Raw genomic sequence first — 21,758 nt, 5'->3', positions numbered from 1 at the left:
GCATGAAATACGCCGATTAAACACAAAAATGAGCGACCAAATATTAGCTTCATCAAAAAAAGGAGAAAAAGTTTTAAGCTTTGGCGAAATACTTTTACGCATTTGCCCCGATATGGATGGCCAATGGTTAAAAGAAAATAAATTACCTTTTTACGTTGGCGGTGCAGAGCTTAATGTAGCAACTGCATTAGCCCTTTGGAATGTGCCTTCTGCTTACCTATCGGCTGTGCCAAAAAATTCGGTAACTGAAGAAATTGTAGAATACCTCAATAGCAAAAATATAGATACCTCGCCTATGGTTTACCACGGCGAGCGTTTAGGATTATATTACTTACCCAAGGGAAAAGATTTAAAAAATGCAGGTGTAATTTACGATCGTGCAGATTCTGCCTATGCAAAATTACAAGTTGGTCAAATTAACTGGGATGAAGTTTTTGAGGGTGTAACCTGGTTTCATTTCAGCGCAATTTGCCCGGCTATAAATCAGGCAATTGCCGATGTTTGTTTGGAAGCCTTGAAGGTTGCAAGCTCAAAAAACATCACCATTTCCTTAGATTTAAACTACCGGGCTAAACTTTGGAAATATGGTAAAGAACCCATTAATATCTTACCAGAGCTGGCGAAATATTGTACCTTGATTATGGGCAATGTTTGGGCGGCAAACAAGATGTTGGGTACAGCGCTTCACCAAGATTTAATGCCTACTGAAGGCTATGCAAAGGAAACGTTACTCCAACAAGCAACAGATACATCTAAAGAAATATTAAGTTTGTTTTCGGCGTGTAAGGCAGTTGCAAACACCTTCCGATTTGATAACGGAAAAGGAATTAAATATTACACAACCCTTTTCGCCAATAATGAATTAACCGTTTCTGAAGAGTATGTTTCTGAAGAAATTTTAGATAAAGTAGGAAGTGGCGATTGCTTTATGGCGGGATTGATTTACGGTTTTTACAACCAATTATCAGTTAAGGAAACCCTAAACTTTGCCACTGCGGCAGCATACGATAAATTGTACATTCCAAGCGATGCCACAACCAGTACCGTGGCCGATATAGAAAAAAGAATATTAAGATGATCAGCAACAAGCATAAAATTTTAGATGCCATTTTAGAGCAGGGCATGCTACCCCTTTTTTATCAGGATAGCGAAGCTGGAAGTGTAGAAATTCTTCGCACTTTGTACAATTCTGGTGTTCGGGTTTTTGAATATACCAATCGTGGAAAATCGGCTTTGCCCAACTTCAAAAAATTGAAGGAAATTCGCGATGCAGAAATGCCTGATCTGTATTTGGGGATTGGCACAATAAAAACTCCTGCAGATGCACATGCTTTTATTGATGCCGGAACAGATTTTATCGTAGCTCCAATAGTAAATCCTGCCGTTGCAGAAATCGCCAACAAAATTGGCATGCTTTGGATTCCGGGATGTATGACGCCGACAGAAATTAGTGTTGCGCAAGAACACAAGGCCATGCTGATTAAAATTTTTCCAGCAAATATTTTAGGTCCTGAGTTTATCTCCTCAATAAAAGATTTATTTGCCGGGCAACTGTTTATGCCAACAGGTGGAGTAGAAATAGATGCCGATAACTTGAAGACATGGTTTAAGGCAGGTGTTTGTGCGGTAGGCATGGGCAGTAAACTGATCAGTAAAGATGTTATGAGCAAAGGTCTTTACGAAGAGCTAGCTGAGAATACAAAATTAGCGCTTGATTTAATTAAGCAGAGTAAATAAACCAAAACACACCCTAACCAAATGAACCAAACAAAAACAAGCAGATACAGATGGACAATATGTTTACTGCTGTTTCTTGCAACCACAATTAATTATTTAGATAGGCAGGTACTCTCGCTAACTTGGACAGATTTTATTAAACCAGAATTTCATTGGGATAATAATGATTATGGAAACATTACCGCACTGTTTTCAATTTTCTATGCGGTTTCTATGCTATTTGCGGGTAGATTGGTTGATAAACTGGATACTAAAAAAGGCTTTTTGTGGGCCATTGGCGTTTGGTCAGTTGGCGCATGTTTACATGCTTTTTGTGGAATTGCAACTGCTGGTATAATCAGTGGAAATTGGCTTGTAGGCTTTGAAGGTGCTAAGGAGATAATTGCCCGTATTAACGATACCGGAATGGTTGTTTCTGTAAGTGTCACCTTGTTTATTTTTGCTCGTTTCGTGTTGGCCGTTGGTGAGGCCGGAAACTTTCCTGCTGCGATTAAAGCCACAGCAGAGTATTTTCCCAAAAAGGATAGGGCGTTTGCGACCAGTATTTTCAATGCAGGCGCTACAGTTGGGGCACTTGCTGCACCAATCACCATTCCATTTATTGCAAAGGCTTACGGATGGGAAATGTCTTTCATCATTATCGGTGCGCTAGGTTTTGTATGGATGGGACTATGGGTTTTTGTGTACAACAAACCAGAATTGCATAAAAGGGTTAGTGTTGAAGAGTTAGCCTACATTCAGCAAGATGTAATTAATGATAGGAAATTGGCTACCTACGTTGAAGAAACCACTGAAAAAGTTTCCTTTATCGATTGCTTTAAATATAAGCAAACCTGGGCTTTTGCCTTTGGTAAATTTATGACAGATGGCGTATGGTGGTTCTTCCTATTTTGGACGCCCGCTTACCTAAAATCTGTTTATGGAATGGATTCTACCCAAAGTGCATTGCCGTTATTTGTACTTTATATGATTACCTTGCTTTCTATTATTGGAGGTTGGTTGCCAACTTATTTTGTAGATAAAAAAGGAATGAACCCTTATGAAGGCAGAATGAGAGCAATGCTAATTTTTGCATTCTTTCCTCTATTGGCATTAGCAGCTCAGCCCTTAGGGCATATTACTTATTGGATTCCGATAATTATTATTGGTATTGCAGGTGCAGCACACCAAGCTTGGTCGGCTAATATATTTTCAACCGTTGGCGATATGTTTCCAAAAAAAGCAATTGCAACCATTACCGGTATTGGAGGTATGGCTGGCGGTCTTGGCTCTTTTATCATTAATAAAGGATCAGGCTTACTGTTCGATTATACAGGAAAAAACAAAATCGTATTTATGGGTTTTAAAGGTGAAGAGGCCGGTTATTTCATTATCTTTTCTATTTGTGCCGTTTGCTATTTAATCGGCTGGACGGTAATGAAAACCCTAGTTCCAAAATACAAGGTTATTGAACTAAAATAAATAAGTAAAACGAAGCTGTTTCATAAATGTAAATTGTCATTCTGAGCTCGTCGAAGGATCAATGAGACAAAAATCCATATAAAAATTAATATGCGATACCGCTTCATTTTCTCTTTCTAAAATGAAAACGATATTAATCTATACTAAGACGATAGATTTACAGAATTAAATTAAACCCTAACAAACAAACCAAAATTGAGCACAACTTTAAACCTCGAAAGTATTTTCGTTGAAGAAAGCCAGATTCCAGATGAATTTAGGCTCAAAGAAGAAATCAATCAAAAAGAGTTTCTTTCCAATGGAGAAATGAAACCTTGGAATGGGCCTTTTAACGAGGTTTTTTCTCCAGTATGCATTAAAACGCCCAATGGCTTAGTGCGAAAACGGATTGGAAGTTTTCCGGTTTGTACCGAAAAGGAATCTACAGAAGCCTTAGATGCAGCTGTTGAGGCATACGATAATGGCCGTGGCCAATGGCCTACTATGAGTGTTGCCGATCGCATTACCTGTGTAGAAAACTTCACCCATAAAATGATTGAGCAAAAGGAAATTGTTGCCAAATTAATTATGTGGGAAATCGGCAAATCATACGCCGATTCGGTAAAGGAATTTGATCGTACGGTTGAATATATTTATGCAACGATTGATGCGTTGAAGGATATCGATAGACAATCTTCTCGTTTCGAAATTGAGCAGGGAATTGTGGCTCAGGTTCGTCGTTCTCCACTTGGAGTTGTACTTTGCATGGGGCCGTTTAATTATCCTTTAAACGAAACCTTCACTACATTGATTCCGGCCTTGATTATGGGCAACACGCTTTTATTCAAACCACCTAAACACGGAACGTTATTGCATTATCCACTACTTGAGGCTTTCCGTTCTAGTTTCCCGAAAGGTGTGGTAAATACCATTTACGGCCGTGGAAATACGATTGTCCCTGGATTAATGAAATCTGGAAAAATCAATGTATTAACACTCATCGGATCGAGCAAGGTTGCGAATGAGCTTAAAAAATTACACCCAAAGGTCAACCGCTTAAGGGCAATTTTAGGTTTAGATGCTAAAAATGCGGCTATTATTACCAAAGATGCTGATTTGGATTTAGCCGTTTCTGAAACGGTTTTAGGATCCCTTTCTTTTAATGGGCAACGTTGTACTGCGATTAAAATCGTTTACGTTCACCGCAGTTTGGCTCAGGAGTTTTTAAAACGTTTATCTGCAGAAGTTGAAAAATTAAAATTTGGAATGCCTTGGGAAAAAGGTGTAAACTTAACACCACTTCCAGAACTTAACAAACCTGAATATTTAAAAGAGTGTATTGATGATGCTGCAAGTCATGGTGCAAAAGTGGTAAACAAAAACGGCGGACAAACTTTAGAAACTTTTGTTTATCCAGCTATTGTTTATCCGGTGACCAGCAACATGAAATTATACCGCGAAGAGCAGTTTGGACCTGTGATTCCAGTTGTACCTTTTGATGATTTGGAAGAACCTATTGAATACCTAATCGGCTCGCCACACGGACAGCAGGTAAGTATTTTCAGTAATAATGCAGCTGTAATTTCTTCACTTATTGATCCTTTGGTCAATCAGGTAAGCCGGGTTAACATTAACTGCCAATGCCAGCGTGGTCCAGATGTGTTTCCTTTTACTGGCCGTAAAGATAGTGCTGAAGGTACGCTTTCTGTTGTTGATGCATTACGCTCGTTCTCCATCCGATCTTTGGTTGCAACGAAACTAACCGATAACAATAAGAAATTATTAAATGAAATTGTTAGTGATAACGATTCGAACTTTTTAAGTACGAAATACATTTTCTAAAATTTCAATTCACAAGTTCCATACCTAGTCGTAGCGCCTCGTTACGACTAGTACTTGAGTTAAGCCTTTTTATCTAACCGGATTCCAGTTATCCAGTCCCTTTAAAATATTTTGGTTGGTATAACTTTTAGCTTCCTTATCGCTTAATTGTTTCGACCAAGAAACACGAGTTCTCGGAGAAGCGCCCAATCCCTTGCTTTGGTATTCAGCATAGTAAGCCGTTTTTTCTTTATCAGGAAACATAGCATCGCCTTTCCACGGATTCCAGCCTTCTGCAACAATGTGTTTGCCAAGCTCACAATTAATAAAAACTGTTTTGGCGAAAGGCCTCCATGGTCTGCCTAAATAAACTTTAGTTACCGTATTTTCTGCAATTAAATTGCAATCAAAAAACACAAGGCCAAATTTTTGTCGAGGAGATGTTGCGGCTGCGGTTACGTAAGAATTACTCAAGCTTTTAATGGTACAATGTTTAAATACCATGGTCGCTTTACCAAATATAAAATCGGTAGTTCCTTCAATATAGCAGTCGAAGTAAATTTGCCTGCTATTTTCTGTAGCGCCGTATAAGGTATCCTGATGACCTAAAATTGTACATTTTTTCGCCACAAAACGATCACCCCCAACGTGAAGTGCAACCGCTTGTCCCACAGCTCCTGCATCATTTGTAATGGTTAAATTTTCTATGGTTACATCATCAGCTTCAACTAAAAGCGTGTAAGAAGTGTAAGTAGAAAATTTATCCTTGCCAAAGGCGTCTTTGCCTAATGGATTTATTTTGCCAGAGAAATCGCCGAATGTTATAATTGTATTTTCTCTGCTTTCGCCAATTAATTTGATTTTCGTTTTCCAAGATGGGATGATGATTTTTTCTCTATAGGTTCCGTTTTTAATTAAAATTTTAACTTCCTTTTCGCCTAAATCTCTAATTGAATTCAAAGCTTCCTGAATGGATTTATAATTTCCTGTACCATCTTGAGAAACGGTAATTTCTTGAGGATAGCTTGGAGCTTGTGCATTACAATTGTGCTGAAATAGAATTAATAATATTGTGAATGAAAAACCAGCAAAAACCGCTTTTATATTGAAAGATGTTATTGAAAATTTAATTATCATTTTAATTTTTTGGCTAAACTCAGTTTTTGTTCCTTAATTCCGTTGACCACCAATTGGGCAACTTGTTTAGCCCCTTCGGGACTTAAATGTGTATCGTCTTTTTTGCCTGTGGGATAATTCACATTTCCGGAATCTACGTGATTAAATAATTTGATTGAGGGAAGATCGCCCATGCGATTTAACAGACTTTCAGTTTTAACCAGCATATCGATTAACGGAACATTTAACGAATCTGCAACTTTTCTGGTCACGCTAGGATAATCTCCATGAGAATCCATCAGAACACCATTTTTAAAACTCCGTCTGGAGATTGGCGTTAACAGAACCGGGAAGGCTTTTTTACTTCGGGTTTCGTTTACAAATTTAATCAGATTGGCTTTAAATTCTTGAAGTGATGTTCCAATTGCAGGCTTATCTATTTTTTCATCGTTATGCCCAAATTCAATAAAAACATAATCGCCAGGAATTAATTGATCCAAAATGGGTTGCCAATGTTTTTCGGTTTGAAAGGATTTTGTACTTCTTCCATTTAATGCCCGATTATCAACTATAACATCGTTTTTAAAAAAAGATTGTAATTCCATTCCCCAACCCGTTTCGGGATAAGCTTCAGGCTTTTTGTTGGCTGCTGTAGAATCGCCGATAATGTATAAAGTGGTTTTCTTCTGCAGCAATGTGAAAGACATTAAAATGAGTACACAAAGTATAGGTAGAAATTTGAAGGCTTGTTTATTCATCGTTTAAATTTATCAAAAAAAATGGGGCTCTAAAAGCCCCATTTCTTAAACCGAATTATTTTATAATCTCCATCTAGGATCACCCGAGGTGCTTTTTCCAGCAAATCCATCATCTTTTATTTTGAAGTTCTTAGTTGTTGGCGCTGTAAATAAGCTGGTGCTTGCTCCGGTATAAGCTGTAATGCTAGGAATAGGATTAGCTGCAAATACTACATCAGAAGTTTGGAAATTGTTGGCAACCGTAGGTGCTGTTCCAGATCTAATTCCTCTTGCGGTTGCCAATGGAGAAAGCGTTTTCGCAACGATATTGTTTTTGAAAGAAAAACCATTCGCAATCGTTTGTGCATTATAATCAATAAAATATCTACCATCACCAACTACATTGTAGAATGTGTTATTCTCTATAGTAACCGAAAGGGATGGGGATACGTTATGAAGAATTAAACCATAACCAATGTTAGAAAAGGTATTGTTGGTTAAGGTGATGTTATTTATTTTTCCTGTAGCCACATTGGAATTAATGAAGGCATAGTTACCGGCACCTGGCCCGGCATCGGCTACACTAATGTTATCGATGATACAATTATTCACAATAAATTTATTGATCGTAATGGCATTTGAACTTTGAATACGCATTGGCGTGTTTACAAAATTACGGATGTTGCAGTTTTCAAAAGAAACCTCATCAAAGTTTGTAGCCGTACTCTGGTTAATGATGTACTGACGTCTGGTTGTTGTCTCATCTCCTTTTGCGTAAGCAGTTAAGTCTACGTTTTCAAAATGCAATTTTCCACCTGTTAAAGGCAAGATAATCTGCGTAAAGGAAACAATTGGTTTGATTGGAGCTACTTCTCCGATTATACTAATGTCTATTCCGGCAGGTAAGGTAAAGGCCACATCAGAATTGTATTTAGATCCTTCTAAAATTACAAATCTTGTGCTTTTTGTAGCCGCTTGAATCATGGCAGCCAAATCATCGGTTGCAGCTAAAACCACAACATCTGATCCTGTTGGCAATTGCGCAGGAGTAGTGAAAGATTTGGTTCCTCTAATGGCAGCATTTAATAATAAAGTTGATGTGTAAGTTACTTTAGGAGTTAAACCTGTAAAGGTAACTTCGCCAGCTGCAATTTCTGCCGGAGTTAGGGCACGGCTTATAGAACCGGGATTAAGCGTAATGGTGGTTACGTTTTCTCCTGCTGGCCAGTTTAAGGTAACCGATGTTGAAGTCAGTTTTGCTGCATTTACATCCTGAAAAATTTGCTCAGGTTCTGTTTTTACACTAACGCTCACATATTTAGAATCCTGAATGCCATCTCCTACGCCCTTAACTCTAATGGCATATTGTGTATTTCCTGCTAGGCCAGTTACGGTATAAGGTAATTGTGCAGCAGTAATATCCTTTACAATTTTGAAGGCTGTGCCAGAAAAATCTGCCGTTTCGAAAACCTCTATGGTATATGTTTTTGCATTGGGAACAACATTCCACGATAATTTTACCCCCGTTTTATTTACCACCGTGGCGGTTAAACCTGGACTAGAAAATACTCTGGCTACATCAAGCGTGGTAATTTCTTCAATATCATTCTTCTTACAGGCCGATAAACTAACAATCGTCATCAGAAAGAAGATGTAAGCATATATTTTATTCTTTTTCATAACCTTGATTTTATAGATTTAAAGGTTTGTTATTCAATAATCCATTTGATGAATCTAGGAATACTTGCCAGATTGGCCAATATTGCTGCAGATTTGGATCTTTGGTGTAGAGTGCGTTCCAGTAAGAAACAGCCTCGCCAGCTGTAACCATTGTCCAAGACTTACTTGATGGATAACCCAGCGCAACACCCTGTGCATCGGTATCTCCGAATTTTAATCCGTAAATTTCAACGGTTTCACCATTTGCTAAGGTTTTATAATAAATTTTGGTAGGAAGTGTAGCGTATTTACCCTGTCTGTTTTCTAATTGCTGTAATTTGGTTTTTGCTTCGGCTAACTTTGCGCCTAATAAGTTCCAGCGAATCAAATCTGCTTTTCTAAGCATTTCTCCAGTAAATTCCAATGCTCTTTCATTTACAACCGCATCAAAAAATGCTGATTTTGAAGCCGTAGCCGTTGCCATGAAAGCCGTAACTTTTGCTGGTGCAGTAGGGAAAGCCCGATCACGGATCATTTTTAAATACGGTGCTGCTGCAGCTGGCCCATCAATATCGTTAACGGCTTCTGCCGCCATTAAAACTACGTCCGCATAACGCATGTACATCCAATTCAATCCATCATCATTTGTAGAAGTTACTCTTCTTTTCATCCACTCGTAACGGTATTTACCAAAATACAAACGACCAAGCGCTGAAGGTACCTGTGCGGCTCCTTTTGTTCCATCACCACCATCCCATTCGTAAGGTACAACGGTTACATCTCTGCGTACATCCTCATTATCATACTCATATAGCATTATTGGGTTTGGTCCATCCGTTCCACCTTTATTTTGACCGGTATATTGATCTGTTTTAAGGTGTTTCACGCCCAAATCAAAAATAACCCTTCCTCTACCATCGCTAAACGGGATTTCCCACATCGATTCTAATCCTGCCGCTCCAGTTTCTTCATTTAATTTTCTGAAAACCTCCTCAAATCCAAGTAATTTTAATTTACCACTGGCAATAATTTCCAAACATTCTTTTTTGGCAATGGCATACATTTTATCATGAGCCAGCTCAGGGTCGGAACTTAACTTAATGGTTCCATCCAAACGTTGTGCATAACCACCTGCTGCCAAAGCCAAACGTGCTCTTAAACCTTTTGCAAAGGCTTTGTTTACGCGTTCTACTTTAGCTGTTGTTGCGCTTTCATTTGGCCATGGCAGGTAACCTGCAGCTTCATTTAAATCAGCCAATAATTGTTTGTAAATCACATCTCTATCGCTTCTTGGCAAATAAGAAGTTGCTGAAGTAATGGGCTCAAAGCGTGCAGGAACATCGCCCCATCCTTTTATCAAATCGTTGTATAAAACGGCTCTTAAGGTTAAAATTTCGCCCAGAATTTGAGCCATTGCAGGATTGCTTTCTATTTTACCGTAGGTTCTAATCCCTCTAATAGCCAGGTTAGCTCTTTCAATTCCCTCATAAAATTTCGCCCATGCATTATCAGTTGTATTCATTTGGCTATTGTTTACATTACAATTGTAATTGGAAAGTTTAGCCTTGTCATCATCAACAGATTTTAAGGTATTGTATACCTCGGTATCATTATTAAGTCCATAATAAACCAAAAAACGACCTCTGTATGAATTGGTTTCGCCAAATGACTGCAAAACGCCTGCAATAGCGCCTTCAGCTAAACTTGGTGTCGAAAAAATAACAGATTCGTCTAAGGATGATTGTGTTGGAGCATCCAATGTTTTTTTACAGCTGCTTACAAGGGTTATACCTGTAATGATGAATAGCGTATATATAATCTTTTTCATTTTCTTAAAATTAATGATCTTCTAGAAATTTGCGTTTAATCCAAAAACGTAAGATTTACTTCTTGGATAAGCAGAATAATCCACTCCTGGTGTTAATGGAGTATTTCTTCTGGTCGAAACCTCCGGATCAAATCCGGTATAATTGGTCCATAACCATAAGTTGTAACCAGAAGCGTAAAATCTTAATTTTTTCATTTTTAACTTACGCGATATCTTTTCTGGTAATGTATAACCTAAGGTAATTGTAGATAGTCTTAAAAATGAACCATCTTCTACAGCCCAATCGCTCAATACAAAAGTTTTGGTATAAGGCGACCATAACGTGGTATTTGTATTCATTGCTGTTAACTCAGCCGGATCGTTACTGATTGTTCCGTCAGCCCTTAAATTTGTCCAGCGCTGTCCGGTTTCCATAATAGAACTTAGATTTCTAGAAGCGTATTTACTTGTAGAAGTATACTCGATCTTATTTGCATTGTAAACATCGTTGCCATAGCTCCAATTAAAATATGCACCAAGATCAAAATCATAAATTCTTGAGTTAAGTGAAAAACCACCCGTATTTAACGGGTTGGTATTTCCGATAATAGAACGATCAGATAAATCTATTTTTCCATCGCCAGAAATGTCTTCGATCTTCATTGTACCAGGACGAACAGTTCCGACAAATGATGTTGCATCAACTATACCAGGTTTTAAGATCCATTTGCCAGTTGTCGAGTTGTATCCTGTAAAGTCCGAGACTTCGTATCTGCCAGCACTCTTATAACCATAAATGCGTCCGATTGAAGCACCTTCTTCTACCAGATAATCTACACCAATTTCTGTTGAAGCCCATCCAGATGTTCCATTGATATTTTTAACCGAACCTAGCGATAATACTTTGTTTCTGTTGAAACTGATGTTCGCATTTACAGAAAGATCGAAATTCTTTTCCTTTATTGCATTCCAGTTTACAGAAAGTTCGATACCCTTATTCTGAGTTTGACCTAAATTTCGGTATTGGGCATCGTATCCTGTGCCTCCAACTGGGAACAAAATCAATAAATCCTTTGTCTTATTCAAATAAGCATCAACTGTACCTGTAATTTTAGAATTGAGCAAAGCGAAGTCTAATCCTATATTTCTGGTTACATTGGTTTCCCATTTCAAATCTGGATTGGCCATAATTTTTGATGCCGCCCAATAGTTGTTGAAACCATTGATCCAGGTTGTGGTAGAATTTTGGAAAGATTGAGTGATTTGTCCTGGAGGAATATTGTTATTCCCTGCAGCACCGTAACTGGCTCTAAGCTTTAAGTCTGTCAGCCAAGATTTTGTGCCTTCCATAAACTTTTCCTGAGAAATTCTCCAACCTGCAGAAACCGATGGGAAATAACCCCAGTGGTTTTCTGGAGAAAATTTAGATGAACCATCTGCCCTAAAGGTAGCGCTTAATAAATATTTGCCTTTGTAATCGTAATTGGCTCGGCCAAAAAATGAAAGCAATTTATCGTCAGGCGAAAAATTATTGTCTATGGTAGTGGCTTTACCCTGGGTAGTTAGTACTCTAGTCTGCTCAAAAGCAAACGATTTTGGAAAGCCATGAACCTCTGTAGTTAAAGTATTTTGCTCTGTTTTAATATATTCCTGCCCAAGTAAAACCGTAAGATTATGGTTTTTTCCAAGAATTTTATTAAAGTTATAGTTTAAGGTATTGGTGTTTCTGAAACTATTTCTGTTTGTATTCATTGAAATAATTGCCGGTAAGTTGGGATAATCGGCAAGATTTTTAACGTAGTAAGTTGTAATGCCATAAAAACGATCCTGATCATTTCTAAGTCCATCGTAGCCAACCTCCGATCGTAACCTTAAATTATCGATGATCTCGTAGGTCATAGCACCATTAATGTTATATGCCTTACGATGAACGTACTGATCATTATCAGATATGGCTACCAAAGGGTTATACAGATTAAACTCATCGTTGGTATCTGTTGATGATGTTAATCCCGGTACCGGGAAAGGAGGATAAAGAATTGCATATTTCAAACGTGAATCAGCAGACGATTTTTCATTTTGCTCATTGGCACCGCCACCGTTGGTTTTGGTATCGGCATAGCGTAATCCAAAATCCAAGGTAAGTTTATCGTATAATTTGTGGTTTAATTTAAAGCTGATGTTCTGCCTTTTAAAATCCGACATTTGCATTATGGCCTTGTCATTTACAAAACTGTGGCTTAAGCTGTATTTGGTTTTATCGCTACCGCCCGTAATGCTTAAATTTTGATTAAACGTTGTTCCCGTGCGGCCGAAAACCAGGTCTTGCCAATTATTTTCATTGATGTTATCGTACAGATCAATGTCCTGATAATTTCCAAAATATTGTGTGTAATCTGTTGGCGAAGCATCTAAAAGTGATCTTTCATATTGCCAGTGCACATAATCAGATGCAGATAATACATCTAATTTTTTAGCCAATTTTCTCGTACCCGCAAAAACATTGTAAGTAATGTTTGTTTTTCCATCCTTACTATTTTTGGTGGTAACCAATATTACGCCGTTAGCTCCTCTAGCCCCATAAATAGCGGTTGATGAAGCATCTTTTAATACATCAATAGATTCTATATCCTGAGGTGCAATATCCGCTATAGAAGTTACGGGAAAACCATCAACAATATAAAGCGGAGAATTATCGCCTGTAATGGAACCGCCACCTCTAACCCTAACATTAATTTGTGCATCGGGAGATCCTTCTGATGATGAGATATTAATACCGGCAACTCGGCCTTGTATGGCTTCTAGGGCCGAAGAAACAGGTGCTGCAGCGATTACATCGGCACCAACAGAAGACACAGCGCCAGTTAAATCTTTTTTGCGTACCGTTCCATAACCTACATTTACCGTAACTTCCTGAAGGGTATTTGCATCCTCTTCCAAAATTACCTCTAATTTTGTTTGATTGCCAACGGTAATGCTTCTTGTTTTATAACCAACATAAGTGAAGGTTAATACAGTGCCATTCGCAGGTACGCTGATTTTGAAAACGCCATTTGCATCGGTGCTCGATCCTGTTTTTGAATCCTTAACCGTTACACTTACGCCCACCAGTGGCTGTCCATCTGATTTGTCTTTTACGGTTCCGGTAAGTTGCCTAGTTTGGGCCTGTACACTCGAAATGCCAAAGGAAAATGAGAGAAATGCTAAAAAGAGTAAAACTCTGCTCATAATTATGTATTTATTGGATTAATTTGGTTTCTTGGAAAAATGATGCAATCGCTTGCATGAAGAATATAATTCTTTATTGGAAAGTTATTGTTTGTTAATATTTGGTTACGTTGATCTAACAATTTTACAAACTTAAAACCGATTGCCGACAGATTTAACCAAAAAAGTGTGCAAACGTTCCCAAAAACGTTGTTTTAACGTTTATTTATTAGGTCGGTTTCGAATTCCAAAAGAGATATTTTTTGTAACTTGGGAGCAAGTACTAAAAATGAGATTTGAAACTTCTACCATAAAAGATATTGCTAAGGCTTTGGGGCTATCCACATCAACGGTTTCCAGAGCTTTAAGAGACCGTTATGAAATTAGTGAAGAGACTAAAAAGATTGTTTTAGCCTATGCAGAGAAGGTAAATTACCGTGCAAATCCAATTGCAAGAAGTTTAAAGGAGCGCAGAAGCTATTCAATCGGAATTATTGTTAGCGAGATCGCAAACAACTTTTTTTCGCAGGTGATAAATGGAATAGAATCGATTGCATACAATAAGGATTACCATGTAATCATTTCTCAAAGTCATGAGTCGTATAAGCAGGAAAAACTTAACGTAGAACACTTAGCCTCACGTTCAATTGATGGTTTATTAATCGCACTATCTTCTGAAACACAGGATATAGATTATTTAAGAGATTTATATGCAAAAGGATTACCAATTGTTTTCTTCGATCGGGTGCCCGAAAATTTTGAAACCCATAAAGTAATCGCCAATAATTTTAAAGGTTCTTTTGATGCAACAGAACATTTAATCCTATCCGGAAAAAGAGTTATAGCGCATTTAACCAATTCCGAAACCTTATCTAATACAAAAGAAAGATTAGAAGGCTATAAAGCGGCTTTAACAAAATATCATATAGAATTTAAACCCGAATTGGTAAAGTATTGCCAACATGGCGGTATGCATAGTGCCGAATTAGAGCAAGCGGTTAAAGAACTTTTGCCCTTAAAACCAGATGGCATTTTTATTTCAAGTGATAGACTCACCACGGGCTGTATCTTGGCCCTGAAAAACACCAATCCAGAAGTTGCCCATAAAATTGCAATCGCTGGTTTTACGAACTCCAATTTGGTTGAGTTGTTTTCGCCTTCTTTAACTTCTGTAAAGCAACCCGCTTTTGAAATTGGGCAAGTAGCAACAGAATTGCTAATTTCTATGATTGAGGCAAAAAGACCAATAACCGAATTTGAAACTAAGATTTTGGATACGGAATTGGTTAGAATGAAGAAAAACCTAGGAAACCGGTTTTTGTAGTTCTTTTGTCTTTAAGGTACTCTAAAACTCAAACGCTTAACTCCAAACTAATTATTACCTTTGCGATATGGTAGAAATCGTATTAAAAAAGGGCAAAGAAAAGGCGGCGTTACAAAGACATCCATGGGTATTTTCTGGAGCATTAGAAAAAGTAAAGGGAAAACCGGAAGATGGCGATGTTGTTAAAGTTTTTGCTTTCGATAACGAATTTCTAGCTTATGGATATTTCAACAGCAATTCTAGGGTTGCCGTTCGGCTTTTGGAATGGGACGAAAATCAAGTCATTGATAGGACTTGGTACGAAAACCGCTTAAAACAAGCCATTGCTTCACGTCAGTTTATTTTAACAGATGAAACGAATACTTGCCGTTTGGTTTTTAGTGAGGCCGATTTTCTGCCCGGCTTAATTGTAGATAAATATGCTGATTTTCTTTCCTTTCAGATTTTAAGTTCTGGGATAGAAAAAGTTAAAAATCAAATCGTTGAAATACTAAAAAATGAGCTCAGTCCAAAAGGAATTTTTGATAAGAGCGATGCCACAGCTCGTACCCACGAAGGTTTACCGATAGAGAATGGATTAATTTGGGGCGAAAATCCGCCAGAATTGCTAGAGGTAAAGGAAAACGGAATCATTTACAACATCAATATTGCCGAAGGGCAAAAATCGGGATTTTATTGCGATCAGCGAGACAACAGAAAAATTTTGGCCAGCTATACAAAAGGTAAAAAAGTTTTGGATTGTTTTAGTTATAGTGGTGGTTTTAGTTTAAATAGCTTAGCCAACGGTGCTCTGAGCATTACTAGTGTAGATAGTTCGGCACTTGCCGTAGAAACTTTAAAGCAAAATATTGCCTTAAATGATTTCGAAGAAACAAAGGTTGTGGCCATTCAATCTGATGTAAACAAACAGCTTCGAGCATTTAAAGAATCAGGTGAGACCTTTGATGTAATTGTATTAGATCCACCAAAATATGCACCGTCGCGTTCAGCTTTGGATAGGGCAGCAAGAGCTTACAAAGATTTAAACCGCTTAGGTATGCTGCTTTTAGAAAAAGGTGGATTACTTGCTACATTTTCATGTTCTGGAGCTGTAGATATCGAAACTTTTAAACAGATTATTGCTTGGGCTGCTTTAGACGCGGGCAAAGAAGTTCAAATTATCAAACAGTTTTGCCAGCCGGAAGATCATCCAGTTCGAATCTCTTTTTCTGAAGGGGAATATTTAAAAGGATTACTGTTAAGGGTGCTATAAATCTATTGAGTTAATTTTAGGCCTTCTTAATTATTTGGAAACACTGCATTGCTTTTTTAATGTTCTCCCCGTTTCAAAGGAAAAACCTTCACCGAATTAAAGTCCAGTGTTATCAAAGCATAAGATGCGCTTTTGCTAACATCCCGAGTAGCCAATAAATTGCAATATCTTTCCCATTGGTTTCAACCAACGCAACAATTTATGAACATCCAAGGCTTTAGCCAAAATTTTACGATCTGCAACCATGATTATGGTAGTTGCAAGGCTAATAAACCTCATTATTATGTAACAAACCTAAATCTCCTCCGAACTTGATGGTAATTTATCATACTCGCCTTTCACTGCGTAAAATCCAAAAATCACCAAGCCAATACTGATCGGGAAGAAAATGAACAGAATAATTGCCCACTGCAGAATGGTATTGGTTCGTTCAATATCGGTATGGGTTAATCCTACTTTTTGTATGGCCTGTACAATTAAAAAAGCCATTGCCAGCGGACCAGTAACCATCCAGATTATACCTAAAAATTTCTTTAACGCGTTCATGTTTTCTCTTTAATCGTTAATGTTTTCGTCTCTTTTGTTCGATAAATAAACCGTTCCAATAACTAAGCTCAGCGCAGCAATTCCAATTGGATACCATAATCCTGACAGGGGCGTTGCACCAGCAAAACTTGCAATTAGGGTTGCAATAAAAGGCACTAATCCTCCAAAAACACCGTTGCCAATATGGTAAGGTAAAGACATAGATGTGTATCTGATTTTGGTTGGGAACAGCTCGACCAAAAATGCCGCAATAGGTCCATAAACCATTGTTACCAATAGAATTTGAAAGAAAATTAACCCAACAAATTTCCAAAAAACAGCGGTTGGCAAAACTTTGTCTTTCATGATTTCCTTAACAGGCAATAACCCTTTCGTAACGGAAACAGTATCGGCTTGAATAATGTTAAAAGAAGCTCCGTTTTTCAATAATACTTTGGTTGTCACAGTTTTTAAGCTGTCTTGTGTACCCTCTATTAAAATAGATTTGGTTGTTGGTGACGAAGATAAAATATCATTTTTTTCAATTTTGGTAAAATCCGTATCATCTAAAAAAATCTGATAAATCGGACGGTAAAAGATTATACCCAGCAACATTCCGCTTAACATAATCCACTTCCGACCTACTTTATCGCTCCAAGCCCCAAAGATTACAAAAAATGGTGTTGCAAAAGCAATGCCCCAAAGTAAAATGTATCGAGAATCGTTAAAATCTAGTTTACAGGTATTCTCTAAAAAAGACTGTGCATAAAACTGGCCGGTGTACCAAATAACCCCTTGCCCCATGGTTGCGCCAAACAAAGCCAGCAATACCATTTTGAAGTTTCCTTTATTGTTAAAACTTTCTTTAAGCGGGTTTTTAGAAATATTTCCTTCAGCCTTCAGCTTCGAAAACATAGGCGATTCATGCATCTTCATGCGGATGTAGATTGAAACCACAACCAGCACAATAGAAAGTAAAAAGGGAATTCTCCAGCCCCAATTGCCAAAGGTTTCGGCACCCAAAAGGTTTTTGGTAATAACGATAACACCCAAAGAAAGGAACAAACCCAAAGTTGCTGTAGTTTGAATCCAGCTGGTAAAAAAACCTCTTCTATTTTTAGGGGCATGTTCGGCTACATAGGTTGCCGCACCACCATATTCTCCGCCAAGCGCTAAGCCTTGGATCAACCTTAAAATTAAAACTAAAATTGGTGCCGCATAACCAATGCTTCTATAGGATGGAATTAAACCTATAAAGAATGTTGAGCCACCCATTAAAACCAGGGTTAATAAGAAGGTGTATTTCCGCCCTATTAAATCGCCAAGCCTCCCAAAAACAAGTGCACCAAAAGGGCGAACAATAAAACCAGCGGCAAAAATGGCAAGCGTGTTGATTAGGGCTGAAGCACCCGCATCTTCGGGAAATAACTGATGACCAATGATTACAGCAAGACTGCCAAAAATGTAAAAGTCGTACCATTCTATTAAAGTGCCGAGAGATGAGGCTCCAATAACTTTAAAAATATTATTCTTCGGTAAGGTTTCGCTCATAAAATAGGAATATTTGGTTTTTCTAAGATAAACATTTGTATTACAAATCAGTAACCTAAAGAAGTACACTTTAAATTTTTACAGATGAAACATTTCAGCTTTTCTTTTGTATTTTCAATTGCTAAACATAACATATGCTTTTAATACAGAATATTAGACTAAGTAGAATTTTAAGAAACACCTGGCAGGTAGATTTAATTATGATCGCATCTTGTACGGCAGCGTACTTTGTTAGAGCTTATTTAATCGCCCATCACTTCGAAATCCCAACCATAATCCCTACGGTTCTAGGTACGGCAATCGCCTTTTTTATTGGTTTTAATAACAATCAGGCTTATGATAGATGGTGGGAAGCCCGTAAAATTTGGGGCGCTCTGGTAAACGATTCTCGTTCTTTTGCAAGGAATTTGATCAACTATGTTGATCAGGATGATGAAACCGTTAAACGAATGATCCATCGCCACATTGCATTTTTGTATGCACTAAAGGCAAACCTCCGAGGAGCTGTCGATGAAATATACATCAAGTATTTAAGCGAGGAAGACTTAAGAGAAATTGAGAAACATAATAATGCCCACAACGCGATTTTAAATATTCAATCGAGAGATTTACAAAAACTTTCAAAATCAAATGCAATTGATGGTTTTCGGTTTATCGAAATTAATGAGATGCTTACCCGCTTTTCGGATTCGATGGGCATGAGCGAGCGGATAAAAAACACCATCTTTCCCACTACATATACTTATTTAACCAAAGTTTTTATTTGGCTTTTCGTAGTTACTTTTACATTGGTTATTAGCCAGTCAGCGGGGATTGCCTCTATCTTTTTAGGCTGGTTAATCGGTTTTGTATTTGTTTCTACCCAAATTAATGGGATGAGTTTGGTCAATCCATTCGAAAATAATTCAGCAGGCGTTCCGCTTAATCAAATTACCCGAACTATAGAAATAAATCTATTGCAAATGCTCGAAGAAGATGAAATTCCAGAGCCAATAAAACCCATTAATGAAGAGTACATTCTTTAGTGCTTTTCAGTTATTTTTTTTCCAATAAAAATTAAGAAAATAGAAAGAAGATAGAATATAACAACAACTACTAAAGCATTTATAATGGCTTTTGGATAGCCTAAATCTGTTACGTTTATAAATGGATAAGGATATTGACCGATTATAGCGCCTCTAATAACTATAAAAATAACATAGAGCAGAGGATAAATCATCCATAATTTAGCATCACGATATTCTAGCTTAGATTTATCAACATAAAAAATCCAAAAGGCTATAAAAATTAATGGATCAACTACGTGGAGTAATTCATCGGCAACTCTTGCCCAGCCCATAGGCGAAACCAATCCCCTTAAAACAGCATTGTATACGAGGCCAACAACTGATATGTAAACCGTAATTGCAGTTAAAGTCTTTGGTTTTGAAAAAAACTTTCCTAGCGAACTCTCTTCAAACAGCCACAATGTTGCGAAACATATGGCAATAATTATGTTGGTTGTAACCGTAAAAAAAGACATGAATAATTTAATTGTGGCCGAATAATCGCCATTCAAAAGCTTCAAGCTAATGTTAAACTGAAGACTAATTGCAAACCATGCGATTAGCGCAGCAAGCATTATGAAAATTTTTTTGCCTGTTAAAGAATTCATAAATAAAGTAGGAGATGATTAATATAGCCAAAAAAATATGCCTATCTAAAACTAAGATAAGCATATTATAAGAAATTGCTTTTAGGCAATTTTTAAATATAGAAATTACTTATTCGGTGTATTTCTTAACTTAATGGGTTTTTTTGTATTCTTTTTCATTTTCAGATTAAGCATTTCTACCAGTACAGAGAACGCCATTGCAAAATAAACATATCCTTTAGGTATGTGTTGATCTAAACCTTCGGCCAAAAGAGACACACCAATTAGAAGTAAAAATGAAAGCGCAAGCATTTTTACGGTTGGGTGCTTGTTTACAAAATCGCTAATAGAGCCTGCAGAGATCATCATAATAATTACGGCAATTACAACGGCTGCAATCATAATTTCGATGTGCTCTGCCATTCCAACGGCGGTAATTACAGAGTCTAGAGAAAATACAACATCCAGAATTAAAATCTGCACAATTGTTGGCCAAAAAGAGTGCGCTTTTGTGTTGCCTTCAGCATCTTCCTCACCTTCCAATTTATTATGGATTTCATGTGTGCTTTTATAAATCAAGAACAATCCACCAACAATTAAAATTAAATCGCGACCAGATATTGCAAGTTTCTCGAACCAATCGCCACTGTTTATGCCAATCCAGCTGCCCATATTAAATAAGGTAGAAGTTAACGTCATTACCCAGCTCAAAGACAGTAACAACAATACTCTGGTAATCATTGCCAAACCCAAACCCAATTGGCGAGCTTTTTTCTGTTGGTTTTCTGGAAGCTTACCCGAAAGGATAGAAATAAAAACAATATTATCGATGCCTAAAACAATTTCTAAAACGGTAAGCGTTAACAAAGAAATCCAGGCTTCTGGGGTACTTAAAAATTCCATAATTATTTTATCTGATAAGGCGAAGATATAAAAGGCAACTGATTAATTGAACAGTTTTTACTTCTATTTAGTTTGTACAAGGTTTATTTAATGAGAGGTTCTCGATATAGACGTTTAGTCGAGCCCGAGTAGAGAATCTTCGTTCACATTAAATCTGGCCTAACAAATTTTTCGGAACAGCTTTCCCAAGCCTAACCCTTAACTTCAATAGAAAAATTTTCAGCCGGCGGTTTTTGTTTTTTCACAAGTTTGTATTTTTTCATTGGTGTTCAAGCTTGCATTGTAGGTCTTTTTGACGTCAAAAAGAAAGAAGCCCGTCTGGCTAAGACTGATCAACTAAAAGTCAGGATTTTATTTATTGCACAGTTCTTTCAATCTCAGCTTTTAACCTTTCTTCCAAGATGATCGATTTTGATTTAAATTCGGGATCTGAAAAAGAAATATTTGCAGTTGCGTATAAGATTTTACCATCCTTGCCCACTAAAATATTAGAGGGAAAGCCGTGGTTAATATTCAACTTTCTAATTTCATCTTTGGTTAAGCTTACAATTTCATATTTATAGCCATTTCGTTTTTGAAATCGTTTCGCAGAGCCAGGTAAATCGTATGTGAATGCAATAAACCTAACATTTTTACTGGCGTATTTACTCACAAGCTTATTCAGTTCGGGCATTTCCGCTATGCATGGTGGGCACTTTTCAAACCAAAAATTAATTAAAACAATGTAACCTTTTAAGTCTTCCTCTTGGAATGAAGTTTTGTTTACTGTTTGTCCTTTAAAGGCTGGTAAATCTTTGCCAACTAAATCTTCAAAAAAAGTTTCCTGAGTTGCCCATCGCACTGTTTCCGTTTGTGCCTTGACAAAAAATGAAGATATTAATAAAAGAAATGTGCTTAAATAAGTTTTCATTATGAAGGCTGACTAGTCCTGAAATAGCGATACAGGATTAATAAAAATTACAATTTAAATAGCAGTTAGTTCATTCTGGCTGCTATTTTTTCGTTTATAGGTCCTGATTTTAATTTTACTCTGCCTGTGCATATAC

General features: G+C 37.3%; 18 protein-coding genes. 7 read left to right on the top strand and 11 right to left on the bottom strand.

The annotated features are described in order from the left end of the window. Positions 1-28 precede the first annotated feature (28 nt). The 4 genes from DF947_RS04565 (at position 29) to DF947_RS04550 (ending at position 5,019) form a co-directional block, all read left to right on the top strand. On the top strand, positions 29-1,078 hold the full coding sequence (locus DF947_RS04565) for a sugar kinase (protein ID WP_109928542.1): 1,050 nt from the start codon (positions 29-31) through the stop codon (positions 1,076-1,078). Continuing rightward, the gene (locus DF947_RS04560) at positions 1,075-1,737 is read left to right on the top strand and encodes a bifunctional 4-hydroxy-2-oxoglutarate aldolase/2-dehydro-3-deoxy-phosphogluconate aldolase (protein WP_205940740.1); all 663 of its coding nucleotides are present in this window, start codon (positions 1,075-1,077) and stop codon (positions 1,735-1,737) included. Before DF947_RS04565 ends, DF947_RS04560 begins: the two co-directional genes overlap by 4 nt. 21 nt (positions 1,738-1,758) lie before the next feature. After that, complete coding sequence (locus tag DF947_RS04555) at positions 1,759-3,198, top strand: MFS transporter (protein ID WP_109928541.1); 1,440 nt, start codon at positions 1,759-1,761, stop codon at positions 3,196-3,198. A gap of 195 nt (positions 3,199-3,393) precedes the next feature. Then, positions 3,394-5,019, top strand: a complete 1,626-nt coding sequence (locus DF947_RS04550; RefSeq protein ID WP_109928540.1) for an NADP-dependent glyceraldehyde-3-phosphate dehydrogenase — start codon at positions 3,394-3,396, stop codon at positions 5,017-5,019. 69 nt (positions 5,020-5,088) lie between these two features. On the opposite strand, the gene DF947_RS04545 is transcribed toward DF947_RS04550, so the two are convergent. From DF947_RS04545 to DF947_RS04525, 5 genes are read right to left on the bottom strand one after another with little or no spacing between them, the layout of a single operon-like run. After that, positions 5,089-6,135, bottom strand: a complete 1,047-nt coding sequence (locus tag DF947_RS04545) for a pectinesterase family protein (protein WP_109928539.1) — start codon at positions 6,133-6,135, stop codon at positions 5,089-5,091. After that, entirely contained in the window at positions 6,132-6,872 is a 741-nt protein-coding gene (locus tag DF947_RS04540; RefSeq protein ID WP_109928538.1) for a rhamnogalacturonan acetylesterase, read from the bottom strand. The genes DF947_RS04545 and DF947_RS04540 overlap by 4 nt, the downstream gene beginning before the upstream one ends. Positions 6,873-6,932: 60 nt before the next feature. Further along, positions 6,933-8,531 (bottom strand): DUF5123 domain-containing protein, encoded by a 1,599-nt coding sequence (locus DF947_RS04535; protein WP_109928537.1) that lies wholly within the window; start codon positions 8,529-8,531, stop codon positions 6,933-6,935. A 10-nt stretch (positions 8,532-8,541) separates the two neighbouring features. Continuing rightward, the gene (locus DF947_RS04530; protein ID WP_109928536.1) at positions 8,542-10,338 is read right to left on the bottom strand and encodes a RagB/SusD family nutrient uptake outer membrane protein; all 1,797 of its coding nucleotides are present in this window, start codon (positions 10,336-10,338) and stop codon (positions 8,542-8,544) included. Between the two features lie 21 nt (positions 10,339-10,359). Continuing rightward, complete coding sequence (locus DF947_RS04525; RefSeq protein ID WP_109928535.1) at positions 10,360-13,545, bottom strand: SusC/RagA family TonB-linked outer membrane protein; 3,186 nt, start codon at positions 13,543-13,545, stop codon at positions 10,360-10,362. 268 nt (positions 13,546-13,813) lie between these two features. On the opposite strand from DF947_RS04525, the gene DF947_RS04520 reads away from it, so the two are divergent. Together DF947_RS04520 and DF947_RS04515 are read left to right on the top strand one after the other, a co-directional pair. Further along, positions 13,814-14,848, top strand: a complete 1,035-nt coding sequence (locus tag DF947_RS04520; protein WP_109928534.1) for a LacI family DNA-binding transcriptional regulator — start codon at positions 13,814-13,816, stop codon at positions 14,846-14,848. A 67-nt stretch (positions 14,849-14,915) separates the two neighbouring features. Continuing rightward, on the top strand, positions 14,916-16,100 hold the full coding sequence (locus tag DF947_RS04515) for a class I SAM-dependent rRNA methyltransferase (protein WP_109928533.1): 1,185 nt from the start codon (positions 14,916-14,918) through the stop codon (positions 16,098-16,100). Positions 16,101-16,235: 135 nt separating this feature from the next. Here the strand turns inward: DF947_RS04515 and DF947_RS22180 are convergent, their stop codons facing one another. Genes DF947_RS22180 through DF947_RS04505 form a run of 3 tightly spaced genes read right to left on the bottom strand, consistent with a single transcriptional unit; the run spans position 16,236 to position 18,176 of the window. Beyond that, positions 16,236-16,379 (bottom strand): hypothetical protein, encoded by a 144-nt coding sequence (locus DF947_RS22180; protein ID WP_158526228.1) that lies wholly within the window; start codon positions 16,377-16,379, stop codon positions 16,236-16,238. A gap of 15 nt (positions 16,380-16,394) precedes the next feature. Further along, a complete protein-coding gene (locus tag DF947_RS04510; protein WP_109928532.1) occupies positions 16,395-16,646 on the bottom strand; it encodes a DUF6814 family protein in 252 nt (83 codons plus the stop codon). A gap of 9 nt (positions 16,647-16,655) precedes the next feature. Beyond that, positions 16,656-18,176 (bottom strand): MFS transporter, encoded by a 1,521-nt coding sequence (locus DF947_RS04505; RefSeq protein WP_109928531.1) that lies wholly within the window; start codon positions 18,174-18,176, stop codon positions 16,656-16,658. A gap of 134 nt (positions 18,177-18,310) precedes the next feature. Between DF947_RS04505 and DF947_RS04500 the strand changes: the two genes are divergently transcribed. Next, the gene (locus DF947_RS04500; RefSeq protein ID WP_109928530.1) at positions 18,311-19,201 is read left to right on the top strand and encodes a bestrophin family protein; all 891 of its coding nucleotides are present in this window, start codon (positions 18,311-18,313) and stop codon (positions 19,199-19,201) included. Here DF947_RS04500 and DF947_RS04495 read toward each other — a convergent pair. From DF947_RS04495 to DF947_RS04485, 3 genes are all read right to left on the bottom strand, one after another. Further along, on the bottom strand, positions 19,198-19,830 hold the full coding sequence (locus tag DF947_RS04495) for a Pr6Pr family membrane protein (RefSeq protein ID WP_109928529.1): 633 nt from the start codon (positions 19,828-19,830) through the stop codon (positions 19,198-19,200). The genes DF947_RS04500 and DF947_RS04495 overlap by 4 nt on opposite strands. Before the next feature lie 105 nt (positions 19,831-19,935). Further along, on the bottom strand, positions 19,936-20,712 hold the full coding sequence (locus tag DF947_RS04490; RefSeq protein WP_109928528.1) for a TerC family protein: 777 nt from the start codon (positions 20,710-20,712) through the stop codon (positions 19,936-19,938). A 355-nt stretch (positions 20,713-21,067) separates the two neighbouring features. After that, entirely contained in the window at positions 21,068-21,622 is a 555-nt protein-coding gene (locus tag DF947_RS04485; protein ID WP_109928527.1) for a TlpA family protein disulfide reductase, read from the bottom strand. Positions 21,623-21,758 lie beyond the last annotated feature (136 nt).

Origin of the sequence: Pedobacter paludis (assembly GCF_003173575.1) — a bacterium.
Classification (GTDB): domain Bacteria; phylum Bacteroidota; class Bacteroidia; order Sphingobacteriales; family Sphingobacteriaceae; genus Pedobacter; species Pedobacter paludis.
Note: the sequence above shows the minus strand (reverse complement) of the source record. Positions and strands in the feature narration are given on the sequence as shown.